Source organism: Sphingobium sp. B11D3B (genome assembly GCF_025961735.1).
Taxonomy (GTDB): Bacteria; Pseudomonadota; Alphaproteobacteria; order Sphingomonadales; family Sphingomonadaceae; genus Sphingobium.
On sequence record NZ_JAOQOF010000001.1, the window covers coordinates 1,753,373 to 1,768,079 of the forward strand.

Genomic DNA, 14,707 nt, shown 5'->3' on the forward strand with positions numbered 1-14,707 from the left:
ATCCTCAAATCAGGCCAGCAACAACCTTGCTGGTGTCGATCATGCGGTTCGAGAAGCCCCACTCATTGTCGTACCAGCTCAGTACGCGCACGAGCTTGCCGTCGATGACCGCCGTCTCGAGGCTGTCGACCGTCGAGCTGCGCGGATCGCCATTATAGTCGATGGAGACTAGCGGCTCATCCGAATAGCCCAGCACGCCCTTGAGCGGGCCGTTGTCGGCAGCAGCCTTGAGCAGGCTGTTGACCTCTTCCTTCGTCGTGTCGCGCTTGGCGATGAACTTGAGGTCGACAACCGACACGTTCGGCGTCGGCACGCGCACCGAGGAGCCGTCCAGCTTGCCCTTCAGCTCCGGCAGAACCTCGCCCACGGCGCGGGCAGCGCCCGTCGTGGTCGGGATCATGGAGAGCGCAGCGGCACGGGCGCGACGCATGTCCTTGTGGATCTGATCCAGCGTGTTCTGGTCGTTGGTGTAGCTGTGGATCGTCGTCATGAAGCCGCTCTCGATGCCGACCGCATCGTTCAGCACCTTGGCGAGCGGCGCGAGGCAGTTGGTGGTGCAGCTCGCGTTCGAGATGACGATGTCATCGGCGGTCAGCGCATCATGGTTCACGCCGAACACGATGGTCTTGTCGACGCCCGTAGCCGGCGCGGAAATGACGACGCGCTTGGCGCCGGCGGTCAGGTGGGCGCTGGCCTTGGCTTTGTCCGCGAAGATGCCGGTGCATTCGAGCGCGATCACCACGCCGAGCTCGGCGTGCGGCAGATTGGCGGGGTCACGCTCCGCCGTCACCTTGATTCGCTTGCCGTCCACGACGAGGCTGTCGCCGTCGACCGAGACCTCGCCCTTCCAATTGCCATGCACGCTGTCCCGCTTGAACAGCAGCGCGTTCGACTTGGCATCGCCAAGGTCGTTGATCGCGACCAGCTCGAAATCATGATCGGTGCGCTCCAGCAGCGCGCGCGCGACGAGGCGCCCGATCCGTCCGAACCCGTTGATTGCTACCTTGATCGCCATGTCCTGCACTCCTTAGCTCAAAGTCAAACCAGCGCGGCGGAAACCCGTGCCGCGACACTCTGGGCGTTCAGCCCGAAATGATCGTAAATTTCCTGCGCCGGCGCGGAGAGGCCGAAGCTGTCGATACCGATATTGATGCCATCGGTTCCCGTAATCGTCGCCCAGCCGAAGGTGGTGCCGGCCTCGATCGAGACCCGCAGCGCGCCTTGCCGCAGCACGGAAGCCCGGTAGGCCTCTTCCTGCGCCAGGAAGCGCGACATGCTGGGCATGGAGACGACGTTGGTGGCGACCCCCTGCTCTTCCAGCAGCTTGGCGGCGTTCACGGCGATCTCCACTTCCGATCCGGTGGCGATCAGCACCACCTTGGGCGCGCTCGCGCTGGCCACGAGGGTATAGGCCCCCTTGGCACAGAGATTTTCCGAAGCGTCGGTGCGCAATTGCGGCAGGTTCTGGCGGCTGAGCGCCAGCAAGGACGGCGTGGACTCCTGCTGCAACGCAAGCGCCCAGCACTCGGCTGTCTCAATGGTGTCGGCGGGACGGAAGACCTCCAGATTGGGGATCATCCTCAGCGACATCACATGCTCGATGGGCTGGTGCGTGGGGCCATCTTCGCCCAGGCCAATGCTGTCATGCGTCATGACATAGACCACGCGCAGCCGCTGCAAAGCGGACATGCGGATGGCATTGCGCGCATAATCGGAAAAGACGAGGAAGGTGCCGCCATAGGGAACCATGCCGCCATGGAGCGCGATACCGTTCATCGCGGCCGACATGCCGAACTCGCGGATGCCGTAATAGACATAGCGACCGCTGTAATCGTCGCGGCTGAACGCGACCTTCTGATCTTTGGACTGGGTCAGGTTGGATCCGGTCAGGTCCGCCGAGCCGCCGAACATCTCGGGCAGCTGCACGTTGATCGCGTCGAGCGCCATCTCGCTGGCCTTGCGCGTCGCGACCTTCTTGGGCTCGGCGATCAGGCCATCGAGATAGGACTGGATGGAGAAGCCGGCCGGCAGCTTGCCCGCCATGCGCCGCTCGAATTCACCCTTGTCAGAATGGCTTGCAAGGCGGCCCTGCCAATCGGCATGAGCCTTCTTGCCGCGCGTGCCGGTTTCTGCCCAGGCGGCCTTCACATCATCGGGCAGCTCGAACGGTGGCAGATCCCAGCCAAGCGCCTCGCGGGTCGCGGTGATTTCGTCCTCACCCAGCGGCGATCCGTGCACCTTGTGCGAGCCGGCCTTGTTGGGCGCGCCCTGGCCGATGCGGGTACGGCAGGCGATAAGCGAGGGCCGCGGATCGGCCATGGCCTCATCCATCGCCCGGCGGATATCGCCGAAATCATGGCCGTCGCAGGCCGTCACGTGCCAGCCGGTCGCGGCGTAACGGGCCAGGACATCCTCGCTAGAGGAGAGGCTGACAGCGCCGTCGATGGTGATCTTGTTATCGTCCCACAGCACATTCAGGCGCCCGAGGCCCAGATGACCGGCCAGGCCGATCGCCTCATGGTTGATGCCTTCCATCAGGCAGCCATCGCCCGCGATCACCCAGGTGCGGTGATCGACCAGCGGATCGCCAAAGGTCGCATTGAGATGCCGCTCGGCCATTGCCATGCCGACGGCCATGGCCAGGCCCTGCCCCAGCGGACCGGTGGTGGCTTCAACGCCCGCCAGCTCGAAATTCTCGGGGTGGCCGGCGCAAGGGCTGCCCATCTGGCGGAAATTGCGGATGTCCGCCATCGTCGGTCTGGCGTAGCCGGACAGGTGCAGCAGCGCGTAGATCAGCATCGAGCCATGGCCAGCCGAGAGCACGAAGCGGTCGCGGTCGTGCCAGCCGGGCGCGCTCGGATCGAACTTCAGATAATCCTTGAAGAGCACCGTCGCGACATCGGCCATGCCCATCGGCATGCCTGGGTGGCCGCTATTGGCGGCCTGCACGCCGTCCATGGAAAGGACGCGAATGGCGTCGGCGAGCCGCTTTTCGGTGACTGACATGGGCGAGCGCCCCTTCTTCTTTATCTGGCCCGCAGGCGTGTTGCTCCAGAACGATCAAGGACCGAAGATGGTCGATGAACGGCCGCGCCGGCGCCGAGAGAACGGGCCATGAGTCGCCGCGCGGTCTCCATGTCGTCTAGCGGCCCGAGCGTCAACCTGCGGGGCGCCCCACAGCCTCAAAGGCACGGTGATTCTGGCGCCGTCACGCTCAATCCGCAGCTGCGCAACGAGTTTTTGCATTCGCTCGGGAGCGTGATAAGGGTTCGCTCATGGCAAGCAAGGCGATGATGCAGGCGATCGAGCGGCTGGAACGCGCCGTGACGCGCGCCGAGGGACTGGCGCGGGAATTGACCGAGGCGCGTGCGCAGGAAATCGAGGCGCAGCTCGCCGCCGGCAGCATCGAGGACGATGGCCCGCCGGTGGATATCGACCCCTTCTCGCGCGACAAGGCGATCGCAGCGCTGAAATCGCTCGATGCGCTCATTGGCGATCTTCAAAAGGCCAGGAGCGAAGCCTGATCTATGGCAGAAGTACGAATCATGGTCGGCGGTCGGCAATATGCGGTGCATTGCCGGGATGGCGAGGAAGCGCGCCTGCACGAGCTGGCTGCATTGATGTCCGAGCGGGTCCAGCAGGTCAGCAGCGGCAGTCCCGGGCTGACCGAGGTGCGGCAACTGCTGTTCGCCGGCCTGCTGCTGGCCGATTCCCTCACCGACAAGGCCCCCGCCCCGGCGGCTGCGCCGCCACCGCCCGCCGAGCCGGAGGACGAATCCGCAACGCTGGACGCGCTCGATGCGCTGGCCCAGCGGATCGAAGCCTTGGGCGACAGCCTTGCAGCCCAGCTGTCCAACGCCTAAGTAAGGCGGGACGGGTACTGCCCGGTGCGCGCATTAGCGAACATCCCTGAGGCGATAATCACATCCAAGGGGGCTGTCCCTGGCCGGACCCAGGTCCGAACTACATGGTCCCCACCTGACGTTGAGGCGTCAGAGGATTTTCCGGCAAACGGCCACGGCGGTCCCGTCACCCCGCCGGCATCTCGGACAGGACCCAAAGAATGACCGATACTGATCGCGCCAAGCTGCGCTCCTCTTTGCTCGCCCGGCGCTCCGCCTTTGTTGCGGGCCTGCCGCCTTCGGTGCGCACGCTGGCCTTCCGGGTTCTCCCTTCCCCCGTGCTTGCCCGCATGCCTCCCGGCTCGCGGGTCGCCATCTATCGGGCCATGGGCTCGGAAGCGCCGACCGAAGCGCTGATCGATTTCCTCCACGAGCGCGGCTTCAAGCTGTGCCTGCCCCGGCTCGGCAAGACCACGGCCGAGGACATGGAATTTGCCGACTGGTCGCCGGACGACATATTGGTGCCGGGTCAGCTCCGCATCCCCCAGCCCGCCCCGCAGGCCGCCACCGTCACGCCGGACGTGGTGCTGACGCCGCTCGTCGGGTTCGATCCCTCGCTCAATCGTATCGGCCATGGTGCGGGCTATTATGACCGCGCCTTCGCCAAGCTGCCCAACGCGTTGCGAATCGGCATGGCGTGGAGCTGCCAGATGGTCGATGCGCTGCCCATCCAGCCGTGGGACGTACCCCTGCACATGCTGTTCACCGAGCAGAGCGTCATCGAGGGAGAGGCCGCGTGAACGACGCGCCGCAACCGAGCTGGCGCAAGCCGGCGGGCATGTTTGCCATCCTCGGCATCATCGCCGTCTGGGCCGCCATCATCGGCTCCTTCTCGGAGCAGATCGCGCGCTGGCCCGGCGCCCTTCAACTCGTCTTCTATGTGATCGTGGGGATCATCTGGATCTTCCCGACCCGGCCCATCCTGGTGTGGATGGAGACAGGCCGCTGGCGCGCCTGAGCGCCAGTTCCAAATCCATTTTATAGAGGCTTGTCCCGCTCCGTTCAGGAGGGGGAAGCCAGCGCGATGCCATTCTCTTCATTGAAGAAAATGGCGCGAGTGACGGGGCTCGAACCCGCGACCTCCGGCGTGACAGGCCGGCACTCTAACCAACTGAGCTACACCCGCGCTTGGCTGAGGAGGGCGCAGGTATAAGAGGGCGCCGGCCCTGTCAACACGCTTCGCGCGATCAATTGCGATATTCTTCCTGCGGGTCCGATGGCACGCTGGTGAGCGTTCCGGACTCGAATAGGAAACCGGCGATATCCGGCTTACCGGCTGCCGCCAGCACCGTCTGGATGATGATCAACAGCGGCACCGCCAGCAGGGCGCCTGCCGTGCCCCAGACCCACGTCCAGAAGCTCAGCGAGACGAGAATCATCAGCGGACTGAGCTTGAGGCGCTCGCCGAGCACCAGCGGCGTCACGACATTCGCCTCGATAAGATGCAGCCCGGTCATGATGACCGCCGGCATCAGCGCCCAGCCGACCGTGGAAAAGGTCATCAGCCCGCCCATCGCCAGCAGGATCGCCGCCACGAAGGGGCCGAAATAGGGAATGAAGTTGAGCAGCGCGACGAATCCGCCCCACATGAACGGCGTGGGCATCCCGAACAGGCTGAGCGCGATGGCGACGGTGAAGCCGAGCAGCACGTTGATGAGCGCGATGGTGAGCACGTAGCGCGACGTGGCATCAACGACGTTCTGGATCACCCGGGCAATGGTCAGCGCGCCCGAGAAGCTGCCCCGCCCCTGAATCGTCCGCCGGCGCATGCGCGTCCAGCCCGAGAGGAAGAAGAAGATCACCAGCAGCCCGAACACGACATTGATGACGACGCTCGGCGCGGCGGTGGTCAGCATGTCCAGTAGCGAGCCGGGGCGCGGCACCTCGCCGGGCACCGTCGGCGCCCTGCGGGTTTCCGTGACCAGCTTGAGCAGGCCGTCAATGAAACCCTGCGCCTCGGTATAGAGGCGGATGACCGGCTCCAGCGTCGTCTTGATCTGGCCGATCCGCTCGGGAAGCTGCGCGATCCAGTCGACCGCCGGCACCACGATGAGCACCAGCGCGGCATTCACAGCGAACAGGAAGGACACGAGCGCGATCAGCGCAGCCAGCGGCGACGGGATGCGCCGCCGCTCGAGCCACTCGAGGAAGGGCACGAGGCAGATCGCGATCACCAGCGCGACCGTGAGGGGAAGAAAGAAAGCACCACCAGCCCGAAGCACGAACGGCAGGGCCAGCAACACGCCCAGCCCCGCGAACAACGCGATCGAGGCAACGAGCCGGTTGCGCTCCCAGGTACTGCGGTCAAAGCGCTCGGCCGAGGGCTGATCGCCCGCGCCTTGCTCTGCAGGCAGATTTTGCTCGTCCAGCGGCACCGACAAGCCCCTTAAACCGCGACCGGGGCAGCGATGCCGCGTTGCGGCGCATAGTCCTCGACGACGAAGTCCTCGATACGATGCGCGAAGATCGTATCCGGTCTGCGCAGGATTTTCAGCTTGGGCGAGCCGGACGGCGTCCGGGAAAGCTGCTCTTCGACCAGATCGGCGTGATTGAGATAGAGATGGACGTCCCCGCCCTGCCAGACGATCTCGCCGGCCTCCAGATCGCACTGCAGCGCCAGCATCCTCGTCAGCAGCGCCAGTCCGAAGATGTTGAAGGAAAAGCCGAGCCCCAGGTCGCAGCTGCGCTGGAACAAAAGCCCGTTGAGCCGCCCGTTCGAGACATGGAACTGATAAGTCATGTGGCAGGGCGGCAGGGCCATGCCCCCCAACTCATCGACATTCCAGCCAGTGAAGAGCAGCCTGCGCGAGCCGGGATTGTTGCGGATGGCATCGACAAGCGTCGCGATCTGGTTGTGACCCGTCGCCGCCCGGCGATAAAGCCCCTCCCCGGCCTCGGGAGCCAATTCATAATGCGGCCAGTTGACCCACTGCCGGCCGTAGACCGGGCCCAGATTGCCCCACGCCTGCGCGAAGTCATCATCTGCCAGAATGCGCGCCTCGAAATCCTCCATGGAGATCATGTCGCCGGTTTCGCGCCGGTAGCGATCCAGCGGCCAGTCGGTCCAGATATGGACGCCCTGTGCCACCAGAGGGCGGATGCTGGTGTCCCCCGAGAGAAACCACAGCATCTCCCGCGCGGCGACCTTCCAGTAGACGCGCTTGGTCGTCAGCAGAGGCACGGCGTCACCGGCGAGCGAGAATCGCATGGTCGCCCCGAAAATCGACCGCGTGCCCACGCCGGTGCGGTCCACCCGTTCATCGCCCGCGTTCCAGATATGCCGCATCAGATCGAGATATTGCTGCTCATAATGGGGCGAAGCGCTTGTTGGCGGCGCAGACTCGGCGAGGGAGGCAGATGAAAGCATGGATCGAGCTTAACCGCGCCGCCGCGCGAGCGCCAGCACATGCCATCTGCCACCCTGATAAGCGCGACCAAACGATCCCGCAGCCAAGGGTTACCGCGCTGTTTGACGATTTCTCGATGCAGCGCTTGCCAGCACGCCAACCCCTGACTATAGGGCAGCGCCTGTCTTGCCGGCGCTTCAAGCGTCGGCCCGGTCGGGGAGTAGCTCAGCCTGGTAGAGCACTGTCTTCGGGAGGCAGGGGCCGGAGGTTCGAATCCTCTCTCCCCGACCATTTAATTTCGCCGTCGGCCTGAGATTAATCGGGCGGCGGACACAATCACATCGCGAAAATCAGCACGAAAAACGGCGTGACCCGCAAGCCACGCCGTTTTGATAGACAAGTCCGATCCGCTTAAGCGGCGGCCTGACGCTTCTTGCGCTCGATCTCGATAAGACGGTCGGCCATCTGCTGCCAGGCGGCCTCTGCGCGCAGGCAGCGCTCGCGGACATTGGCCAGATCGGCCTTGCTGGCAGCATCGGCACTTTCCGCCGCGCGGGCGAGATAGAAATCACTGGTCGCTGACATTGCACGCTCCTTGCCGGCTGTGCGCGGGGGCCGCGGCGGCCCCAGCGTGAACTCTGATGGGAAGATTGGCGTTTTACCGTCTCCCCTGCCCCGCCCAGAAATCCTTGCGAGAAATCCTTGCGAGGCACACCCCCGACCGGACGAGCCAGCCAGGGGCGAGCGTGCTGCTCAGGCTTCTTCGAGCTGCGTTGCCGAGGCCCGACCGCGCTGGTCGGTCGTGATCTCGAACTTCACGCGCTGGTTCTTGTCCAGCGTGTGCATGCCGGCCTGCTCGACCGCGCTGATATGGACGAAGCTGTCTTCACCGCCATCGTCGGGTGCGATAAAACCATAACCTTTGTCGGCGTTGAAGAATTTGACTGTGCCAATGGGCATGGGATCATTCCTTTTACATAAGAAACCCACCGAAACGCGCGTCCCGGTGGCGCTGGCCGAAGTATCAAAGGAAGAATCCGCTGCAATGGCATCAAAATCCGTCGAGGTGCGACGTTAGCGGATATTAGATGGTACCGATTGCCCGAAATGTCAATATTTTGGCATTTTTGTTTGATAACTTTGTCTATTTTATCGTCATATTTCCGTTCAAACCGCGCGGAGCGCCAATTCGACTTTGCCAATCGAGCGCGGCCACCTCATGCCAGCCATGTTCACGCCAGCGAAGCGATGATAGGTCGGGGCGACCACTCATCATCGCGAGCGAACGGCACCAGCGCATGACGGATCTTTCCCGCACCGACCTGAAGCTTCTCCACGAACTGCAGCAGGACGGCCGCATCACCAATCTGGCCCTCGCCGAGCGCGTCGGCATGTCGCCCAGCCCGTGCCTGCGCCATGTGCGGCGGCTGGAGGAAGAGGGCATCATCACCGGCTATACAGCGATCGTCGATCGCAAGCGGGTGGGCCTTGGCATCCTTGCCTATGTAGAGGTGAAAGTGCCCCAGACGCCCAGCGGCGCTGCCAAGGGCTCCTCTGGCTCCTCCATCATCGAACAGTTCAAGGAGGCCGTGCTGAACGAGCCGGCGATCGTGAGTTGCGTCATTACGGCCGGGCAGTTCGATTTCCTGTTGAAGGTGGTGGCGCCGGATATGGAGGCCTATGCCGAACTGGCCCAGCGCGTGCTCCTCAAACTGCCGGGCGTCCGCGACATGCGCACCACCTTTGCTCTGGACGTCGTCAAGGACAGCACGAAGCTGCCGCTCAATGCGGCGTAATCGACCGCGCTTGGCGCCGGTGCCGTCCACATTCACCCAGTAGTTTGCAAATTTCGGTGCATTAAGGTCATTCATGCCCGCATGAAGGTGATAATCGTTCCTTATGAGCGCTACCGCGATTGAATATGGAGAGACCAGATGTGCGATGACCATCCCTGGCCCCAGGAAGGCCGCACCCGCATGATCGTGCCTGCCCCGGTGGGCAGGATCGGCACCGGCATGCCCGACCCGGAGCCAGACCTCATCCGGCAGATGGACGAGAATCACGTCTTCATGATGGGCGACAACCCCGCGCTGCCGCGCATGCCGAAACAGCCCAAGCTGATGGATTTCTTCAAATATCGCTTCAACGATATTGCCATCCGCCATCTGCTGACCAGCGCCAAGCGCGCGCTGGACGATGGGCAGGAAGAGAAGATCGTCATTGCCTGCCTGCTGCACGACATCTCCAATGGTTGCTTCGTGCGCGCCGACCACGGCTATTGGGGCGCGCAGATGATTGCGCCTTATGTCTCCGAAGAGATCGCCTGGGCTGTGCAATATCACCAGCCGCTCCGCTATTTCGCGGATGAGGCGGTGGGATATGAATATCCGGAGAGCTATGATCGCTTCTTCGGGCCGGACTATGTTCCGCCCGAATATATCCAGCGCGATGCCGAATATGCCCGCAACCACAAATGGTACATGAGCTCGCGGCTGGTCACGATCTACGATTATTACTTCTTCGACCAGTCTCCGCCGGTCGATCCCGAAGAGTTTACCGACATCATCGGGCGGCACTTCCGGGAGCCAGAAGAAGGCCTGGGCTTCGATCGCTCACCCACCGCGCACATGTGGCGCACGATGATCTGGCCGAATAACTTCCTATGATCGGTGCAGAGAGCGCCCACCGTTCATGCTGAGTAGGGTCTGAGGTGCGCCGCAGGCGCGTATCGAAGAGCCGTATCGAAGCATCGCAGCGCACGGAGCAGGCCTTCGATACGCTGCTTCGACAGGCTCAGCAGCTACTCAGGACGAACGGAGGGCACGACCACACACCGCCAAACAGGAGCGGCGCCCTTCCCCGAGAGGAAGAGCGCCGCCGTGTCAGCCTGCCCTTATAAGGCAGTGCCAGTGGTGATCAGAAGTTGAAGCCGACCGAGAAGATCGCCTGCCGAGGCGCGATGTACGTCTCGAACCCTTGCGAGCTGCCATAAGGGTCGGAGAAGCGCGAGTTCACGCCCGTTGTATCGAACACATTGGTAACCGAAGCGCTGAAGTAAACCGGCGCATCGTCCAGCGCATATTTCACGAACAGGTTGACCGTGTCGTAGGACGGCGTCTTGTCGTAGAAATCGTCGTTGAACACACGATAGAAGAACTGGCCGCGATAGAGATATTGCGCCCGCGCCGTGAGTTCGCCGGCCCCGAGCTGATCGGTGTAGGTGACCGCGATCGAGCCCTGGAACTTGGGCAGCTTGGGCACCCGGTTGCCGTTGATATTCTCGCGAGCCGCTTCACGCGCCAGCACGGCGGGGTAGAAGTTGCTCCAGAACAGCCAGTCGGGATAGCCCGCCGCCGTCTGCGCTTCGTCGGCCTTCACCGGATCGAGCGCGAGATAATCCTCGTCGAACTTGCCGCGCAGGAACGAGGCGGAGCCGTCGATCTTCAGCTTGCTGGTGACCGCCCAGGCCCCTTCCAGCTCCAGGCCGTAGATATGCGCGCCGGGGGCGTTGGCCGTGCCTTCGCCATACAGGATCGCATCCTCGTCGAGGAACTGCATGTTGCTGTAGTCATAATAGAAAGCGGAGGCGTTGAAGGTCAGCGCATTGTTGAAGAAGCGGTTCTTGGAACCGATCTCGAACGAATTCACCGTCTCGGGCTTGTAGGTCGGTTGAATGCCGGTCGCAAAGCCCAGCGACGAGGAGCTGTTGCCTCCTGCAGCCGAACTGTTGATGCCGCCCGGTTTGAAGCCACGGGTGAAGCTGGCGTAGAGCAGATTTTCCGGCGTGATCTTGAAGTCCAGCGCCACCTTGCCTGTCCATTCCGTCGTGCTCAGGCCGTCCGTGGGGGTCGGCTGGAGAAAGGCGCCGGACGTGTAGCTTGCGGTGTCGCTGTTGCTGGCTCCCTGACCGCTATATTTGTCGCTGTTGTAACGGATGCCTGCCGTGAGGCTGAACTGCGATGAGAAGTCGTATGTGCCCTGCACATAGGCCGCCCAAGCTTCACGCTTGATCGACGAGAGCTCCGCATAAGTGAGATTGCCGACCAGCGGGTCGTTATAGGGTGTGGTAACCGGCAGGACGGGCGGAACGAGATTGTCGTCACTGCCGCGATATTCGAGAATATACTGGTCGTTGGTCGACTGCAGATACACCGCACCAGCGATCCACTGGAACGGCCCCTCGTGCGTGGAGGAGATGTTGAACTCCTGCGTCCAGCTCTTGGTGTTGCTCTCCCACATGGCCACGTGGTCGTAGCGGGTGCCGCCGAAGGTAAGCGGGCTGTAGGTCAGTGCCTCGAAGAGGTCGGCCGTCAGGCCGTCCGCATCCCAGCTCTGCTCGCTGTGGACCTTCTGGTAGCTGGTGATCGACTTCACCGTCGCGAAGCCGGCATCGAAAGCAACCACACCGTAGTAAAGCTCTGTGTTCACCACCGACCGACCGGGATAATCCTGCGTGAGGCGCCGTGGATCGGGCTCAGGATCGAACACGTTCTTCTGCGCCGTGCCATGGGTATTGCTGCGGTACTGAATGGTGTTCAGGCTGACGGAGATGCTGTCAGTCGGCTCCCAGAGCAGGGCCGCCTTCCAGCCGGTCTCATTGGCGTCATCCAGTTCATATTGGCCGAAGCCCACGACATCGGTCGCCACGGCATAACCGTCATGCTTCTGGTGCTGCCCGGCGACGCGCAGGGCGAGCGTATCGCCCAGCGGCACGTTCACGCCGGCGTTCATCTTCAGCATATTGTAGTTGCCGATACCGATCTCGCCGTTCGCGCTGGATTCGCCCAGCACAGGCTGGCGGGACACGACGTTGATCGTGCCGCCCGTCGAGCCCTGACCGAAGGTCGTGCCCTGCGGGCCGCGCAGCACCTCGACCTGGGCCACGTCGATAAACGCCGCATTGGCGGCGATGGAGTTGAAGATGTAGACGCCATCGACATGGTAAGAGACGCCAGGCTGCGTGTTGGTGTTCTCTGGCGTTTCCGATCCGATGCCGCGGATGGTGATGATGCGCTCGGCGCCGCCGCTCTTGGCGACCACAAGCCCGGGTACCGAGCCGTTCAGGCCGGTCACGTCCGTGACGTTGGCCATGCTCAGCGTCTCTGCCGTCACGGCGGACACCGAGAGGTTGGCGCGCTGCAGGCTTACATCCACCTTGGAGGCGGTGATGACGATCTCGTCACCATCATGTGCGCTCGCGCTGTCCGCAGGCGCTTCCTGCGCGAAACCCGCGCTGGTCATCAACGCGGCCATCGCCGCACCCGCCATGAAATATCCGTATGTCTTTCCCAGTCTGTCGCTCATTGTCGCGGTCCCCTTCTCGGCCTGACCTCGCGGCTCCTCTCCGACGATTGTTCCGGCCCCGGTTTTCCCTGAGTGCCGCTGAGCCTGCATTGAGCCAGTTTTGGGGAACTTAATCTTGAGGCGGGGCGCAGAACTTGTTGATGCAAATGCGCCATGCTGCATTGCAACACAGCCCGGGCGGGCGCTCGACCTGCGCGCCCTATATAAGAAGCATCACCACCGGCTGGTCGGCGCGAATGACCGCGATGCGCCCAGGCGCACGTTTGATTCGCGCACCGGACACTAATTTTGCATGTGCTGCCAAGACGGGAAGAAAGGGACGCTTTAGTCAGGCAGGATCAGACCCAGACGACGATAATGGCCTTGCAAGAGGAGCCGCGCTGACCATGTCCACGACGACCACCATAGCCCTGGAACCGGTACGGACCGACGCCGCCTGGCGCGGCGATATGCTGTCCCAGTCTCAGGATTGGATCTACCGGCTCTCGGAGGATCAGGTTGCCGAACTGGAAACGCTGGGCACCCGGTTTGTAGAGGCCAATCCTGACCTGCGCTTCGTCTCTAAGCAGGATTATCCGCTGGTCGCCTGCGCCGACGCTGCTGCGGAATGGGGTCGCGATGTCGATTACGGCCGGGGCTTCGTGCTGGTGCGCGGCCTGCGCACCCATCTCTATTCGGACGCGCTCTCGGCGGCGATCTACTACATTCTGGGCCTGCACATGGGCGACCCCATCCGCCAGAACGAAATGGGCGACCTGATCGACCATGTCTATGCGACCTCCGACAAGACCATGGACGATCCCACCGCCCTCTCCTCCAAGGTGCGGGACAAGCTCGTCTACCACTCGGACAGCTCGGATATCGTGGCGCTGATGTGCCTGCGCCCAGCCAAGGAAGGCGGCGCATCCTGTCTCGTCTCGGGCGCGCAGATCTACAACGAGATCCTCGCCCGCCGGCCCGACCTGGCGCCCCTGCTGCTCGAGCCGTTCCATTGGGACTGGCGGCGGCAGGACCATAATGCCCCGGCGAACACCTACACCTCGCCCATTATCAGCATGGAAGAGGGCGTGTTCAGCATGTACGCCGGGTCGCTCTATATCCTTACCGCGCAGGATTATCCCGAAGCACCGCGCCTGACGCCCGAGCAGATCGAAGTGCTCAAGCTGTTCGACGACATCACCTATGAGCCGGGTATGGCCATCGAGATGGATTTCCGCCCCGGCGACATCCAGTGGCTCTCCAACTACGCCGCGCTGCACGCGCGCACATCGTTCAACGATTTCCCTGAACCGCAGCGCCGCCGCCACCTGCTTCGCCTGTGGCTGCACCGGGATTCGGGACGGCCTGTGGTCGAGAATTTCGGCAAGAACGGCGTCGTGCAGCACCGCGAGAAGCCGCGCGACGGCGGCGAGGAGCATCCGGACGCACGATTCACCGTCGGCGCGATTTCCGTCCCCCGGCTGCTGTCCTGACCTGCCTGCTTCTCCCGCAAACATGAAAAACCCCGGAAAGCGCTGCTTTCCGGGGTTTTTCATTGCCGATAGACGGAGCCGATCAAGCCGCGGGGAAGCCCCCTGCAAAGGCGAAGTCGGTCACGGGCTTGCGGTCAGAGGGCTGCTCGCGCTCGCGCAGGCCTTCGGGCAAAGTCGACGCATCGCCAATGCGCCCCACCGCGATGGCCGCCTCGATGCGGAAGTCTTCCGGCACGCTCAGTTCAGTGCGAACCTTGTCGAAGTCGACCCCGGTCATGCCGTGCGTGTAAAGCCCGCTGAGCGTAGCCTGCACAGCGAGCATGCCCCATGCCGCGCCGGCATCGAAGGAATGGCTGTGCGAGGTGGATTTCGGCGTGCCGTCCGGATTTCGCATCTGCGTGTCGGAGAGGATGATGATCAGCGCGCCGGCGCTTTCCGCCCAGCTTCGGTTGAACGGAATCAGCAGATCGAGGAACCGCGTCCAGTCCGCCCCGTCGCGCACGGCGTACAGGAACCGCCAGGGCTGCGCGTTGAACGCCGACGGCGCCCAGCGCGCGGCTTCGAACAACCGCAGCAACTCGCTTTCCGCCACCGCGCTGCCATCAAAGGCGCGCGGAGACCAGCGGCGGGTGAAGATGTCATCGATCTCGTGGTGGGTCGTCCTCGCGCCTGCTTCAGCCAT

At 63.3% G+C, this 14,707-nt stretch carries 15 protein-coding genes and 2 tRNA genes; 8 read left to right on the plus strand and 9 right to left on the minus strand.

Annotated features, from left to right (window positions below):
• Positions 1–4: 4 nt before the first annotated feature.
• Both gap and tkt read right to left on the minus strand, forming a co-directional pair.
• Positions 5–1,015, minus strand: coding sequence for a type I glyceraldehyde-3-phosphate dehydrogenase (gene gap, locus M2333_RS08235; protein ID WP_181559169.1), 1,011 nt, complete (start codon positions 1,013–1,015; stop codon positions 5–7).
• Positions 1,016–1,038: 23 nt separating this feature from the next.
• On the minus strand, positions 1,039–3,006 hold the full coding sequence (gene tkt / locus M2333_RS08240; protein ID WP_264611440.1) for a transketolase: 1,968 nt from the start codon (positions 3,004–3,006) through the stop codon (positions 1,039–1,041).
• 269 nt (positions 3,007–3,275) lie between these two features.
• On the opposite strand from tkt, the gene M2333_RS08245 reads away from it, so the two are divergent.
• The 4 genes from M2333_RS08245 to M2333_RS08260 all read left to right on the plus strand — a co-directional run bounded on the left by M2333_RS08245 (position 3,276) and on the right by M2333_RS08260 (position 4,860).
• Positions 3,276–3,524: a hypothetical protein gene (locus M2333_RS08245; protein ID WP_181559167.1), complete on the plus strand. Its 249-nt coding sequence runs from the start codon at positions 3,276–3,278 to the stop codon at positions 3,522–3,524.
• A gap of 3 nt (positions 3,525–3,527) precedes the next feature.
• Positions 3,528–3,863, plus strand: coding sequence for a cell division protein ZapA (locus M2333_RS08250; protein WP_264569845.1), 336 nt, complete (start codon positions 3,528–3,530; stop codon positions 3,861–3,863).
• 200 nt (positions 3,864–4,063) lie between these two features.
• On the plus strand, positions 4,064–4,642 hold the full coding sequence (locus M2333_RS08255) for a 5-formyltetrahydrofolate cyclo-ligase (protein ID WP_264569844.1): 579 nt from the start codon (positions 4,064–4,066) through the stop codon (positions 4,640–4,642).
• The gene (locus tag M2333_RS08260; RefSeq protein WP_264569843.1) at positions 4,639–4,860 is read left to right on the plus strand and encodes a DUF2842 domain-containing protein; all 222 of its coding nucleotides are present in this window, start codon (positions 4,639–4,641) and stop codon (positions 4,858–4,860) included. The genes M2333_RS08255 and M2333_RS08260 overlap by 4 nt, the downstream gene beginning before the upstream one ends.
• A gap of 91 nt (positions 4,861–4,951) precedes the next feature.
• Here the strand turns inward: M2333_RS08260 and M2333_RS08265 are convergent.
• The 3 genes from M2333_RS08265 to thyA all read right to left on the minus strand — a co-directional run bounded on the left by M2333_RS08265 (position 4,952) and on the right by thyA (position 7,269).
• Positions 4,952–5,028 (minus strand) — tRNA-Asp (locus M2333_RS08265).
• Between the two features lie 61 nt (positions 5,029–5,089).
• Positions 5,090–6,277 carry an AI-2E family transporter gene (locus M2333_RS08270; RefSeq protein ID WP_413716483.1) on the minus strand — a complete coding sequence of 396 codons (1,188 nt, stop codon included), beginning with the start codon at positions 6,275–6,277 and terminating at the stop codon, positions 5,090–5,092.
• Between the two features lie 11 nt (positions 6,278–6,288).
• Entirely contained in the window at positions 6,289–7,269 is a 981-nt protein-coding gene (gene thyA, locus M2333_RS08275; RefSeq protein WP_264611441.1) for a thymidylate synthase, read from the minus strand.
• A gap of 194 nt (positions 7,270–7,463) precedes the next feature.
• Here thyA and M2333_RS08280 point away from each other — a divergent pair.
• A tRNA-Pro gene (locus tag M2333_RS08280) sits at positions 7,464–7,540 on the plus strand.
• Positions 7,541–7,660: 120 nt separating this feature from the next.
• Here the strand turns inward: M2333_RS08280 and M2333_RS08285 are convergent.
• Positions 7,661–7,834 (minus strand): hypothetical protein, encoded by a 174-nt coding sequence (locus tag M2333_RS08285; RefSeq protein ID WP_181559163.1) that lies wholly within the window; start codon positions 7,832–7,834, stop codon positions 7,661–7,663.
• Between the two features lie 168 nt (positions 7,835–8,002).
• Positions 8,003–8,209 carry a cold-shock protein gene (locus M2333_RS08290; RefSeq protein ID WP_181559162.1) on the minus strand — a complete coding sequence of 69 codons (207 nt, stop codon included), beginning with the start codon at positions 8,207–8,209 and terminating at the stop codon, positions 8,003–8,005.
• A 338-nt stretch (positions 8,210–8,547) separates the two neighbouring features.
• On the opposite strand from M2333_RS08290, the gene M2333_RS08295 reads away from it, so the two are divergent.
• Entirely contained in the window at positions 8,548–9,045 is a 498-nt protein-coding gene (locus tag M2333_RS08295; protein ID WP_264611442.1) for an Lrp/AsnC family transcriptional regulator, read from the plus strand.
• A 138-nt stretch (positions 9,046–9,183) separates the two neighbouring features.
• On the plus strand, positions 9,184–9,915 hold the full coding sequence (locus M2333_RS08300; protein WP_264611443.1) for an HD domain-containing protein: 732 nt from the start codon (positions 9,184–9,186) through the stop codon (positions 9,913–9,915).
• A gap of 250 nt (positions 9,916–10,165) precedes the next feature.
• On the opposite strand, the gene M2333_RS08305 is transcribed toward M2333_RS08300, so the two are convergent.
• Entirely contained in the window at positions 10,166–12,553 is a 2,388-nt protein-coding gene (locus M2333_RS08305) for a TonB-dependent receptor (protein WP_264584633.1), read from the minus strand.
• Positions 12,554–12,939: 386 nt separating this feature from the next.
• On the opposite strand from M2333_RS08305, the gene M2333_RS08310 reads away from it, so the two are divergent.
• The gene (locus M2333_RS08310) at positions 12,940–14,025 is read left to right on the plus strand and encodes a TauD/TfdA family dioxygenase (protein WP_264611444.1); all 1,086 of its coding nucleotides are present in this window, start codon (positions 12,940–12,942) and stop codon (positions 14,023–14,025) included.
• Positions 14,026–14,107: 82 nt separating this feature from the next.
• Here M2333_RS08310 and M2333_RS08315 read toward each other — a convergent pair whose 3' ends face one another.
• Positions 14,108–14,707 (minus strand): nitroreductase family protein, encoded by a 600-nt coding sequence (locus M2333_RS08315; RefSeq protein ID WP_264611445.1) that lies wholly within the window; start codon positions 14,705–14,707, stop codon positions 14,108–14,110.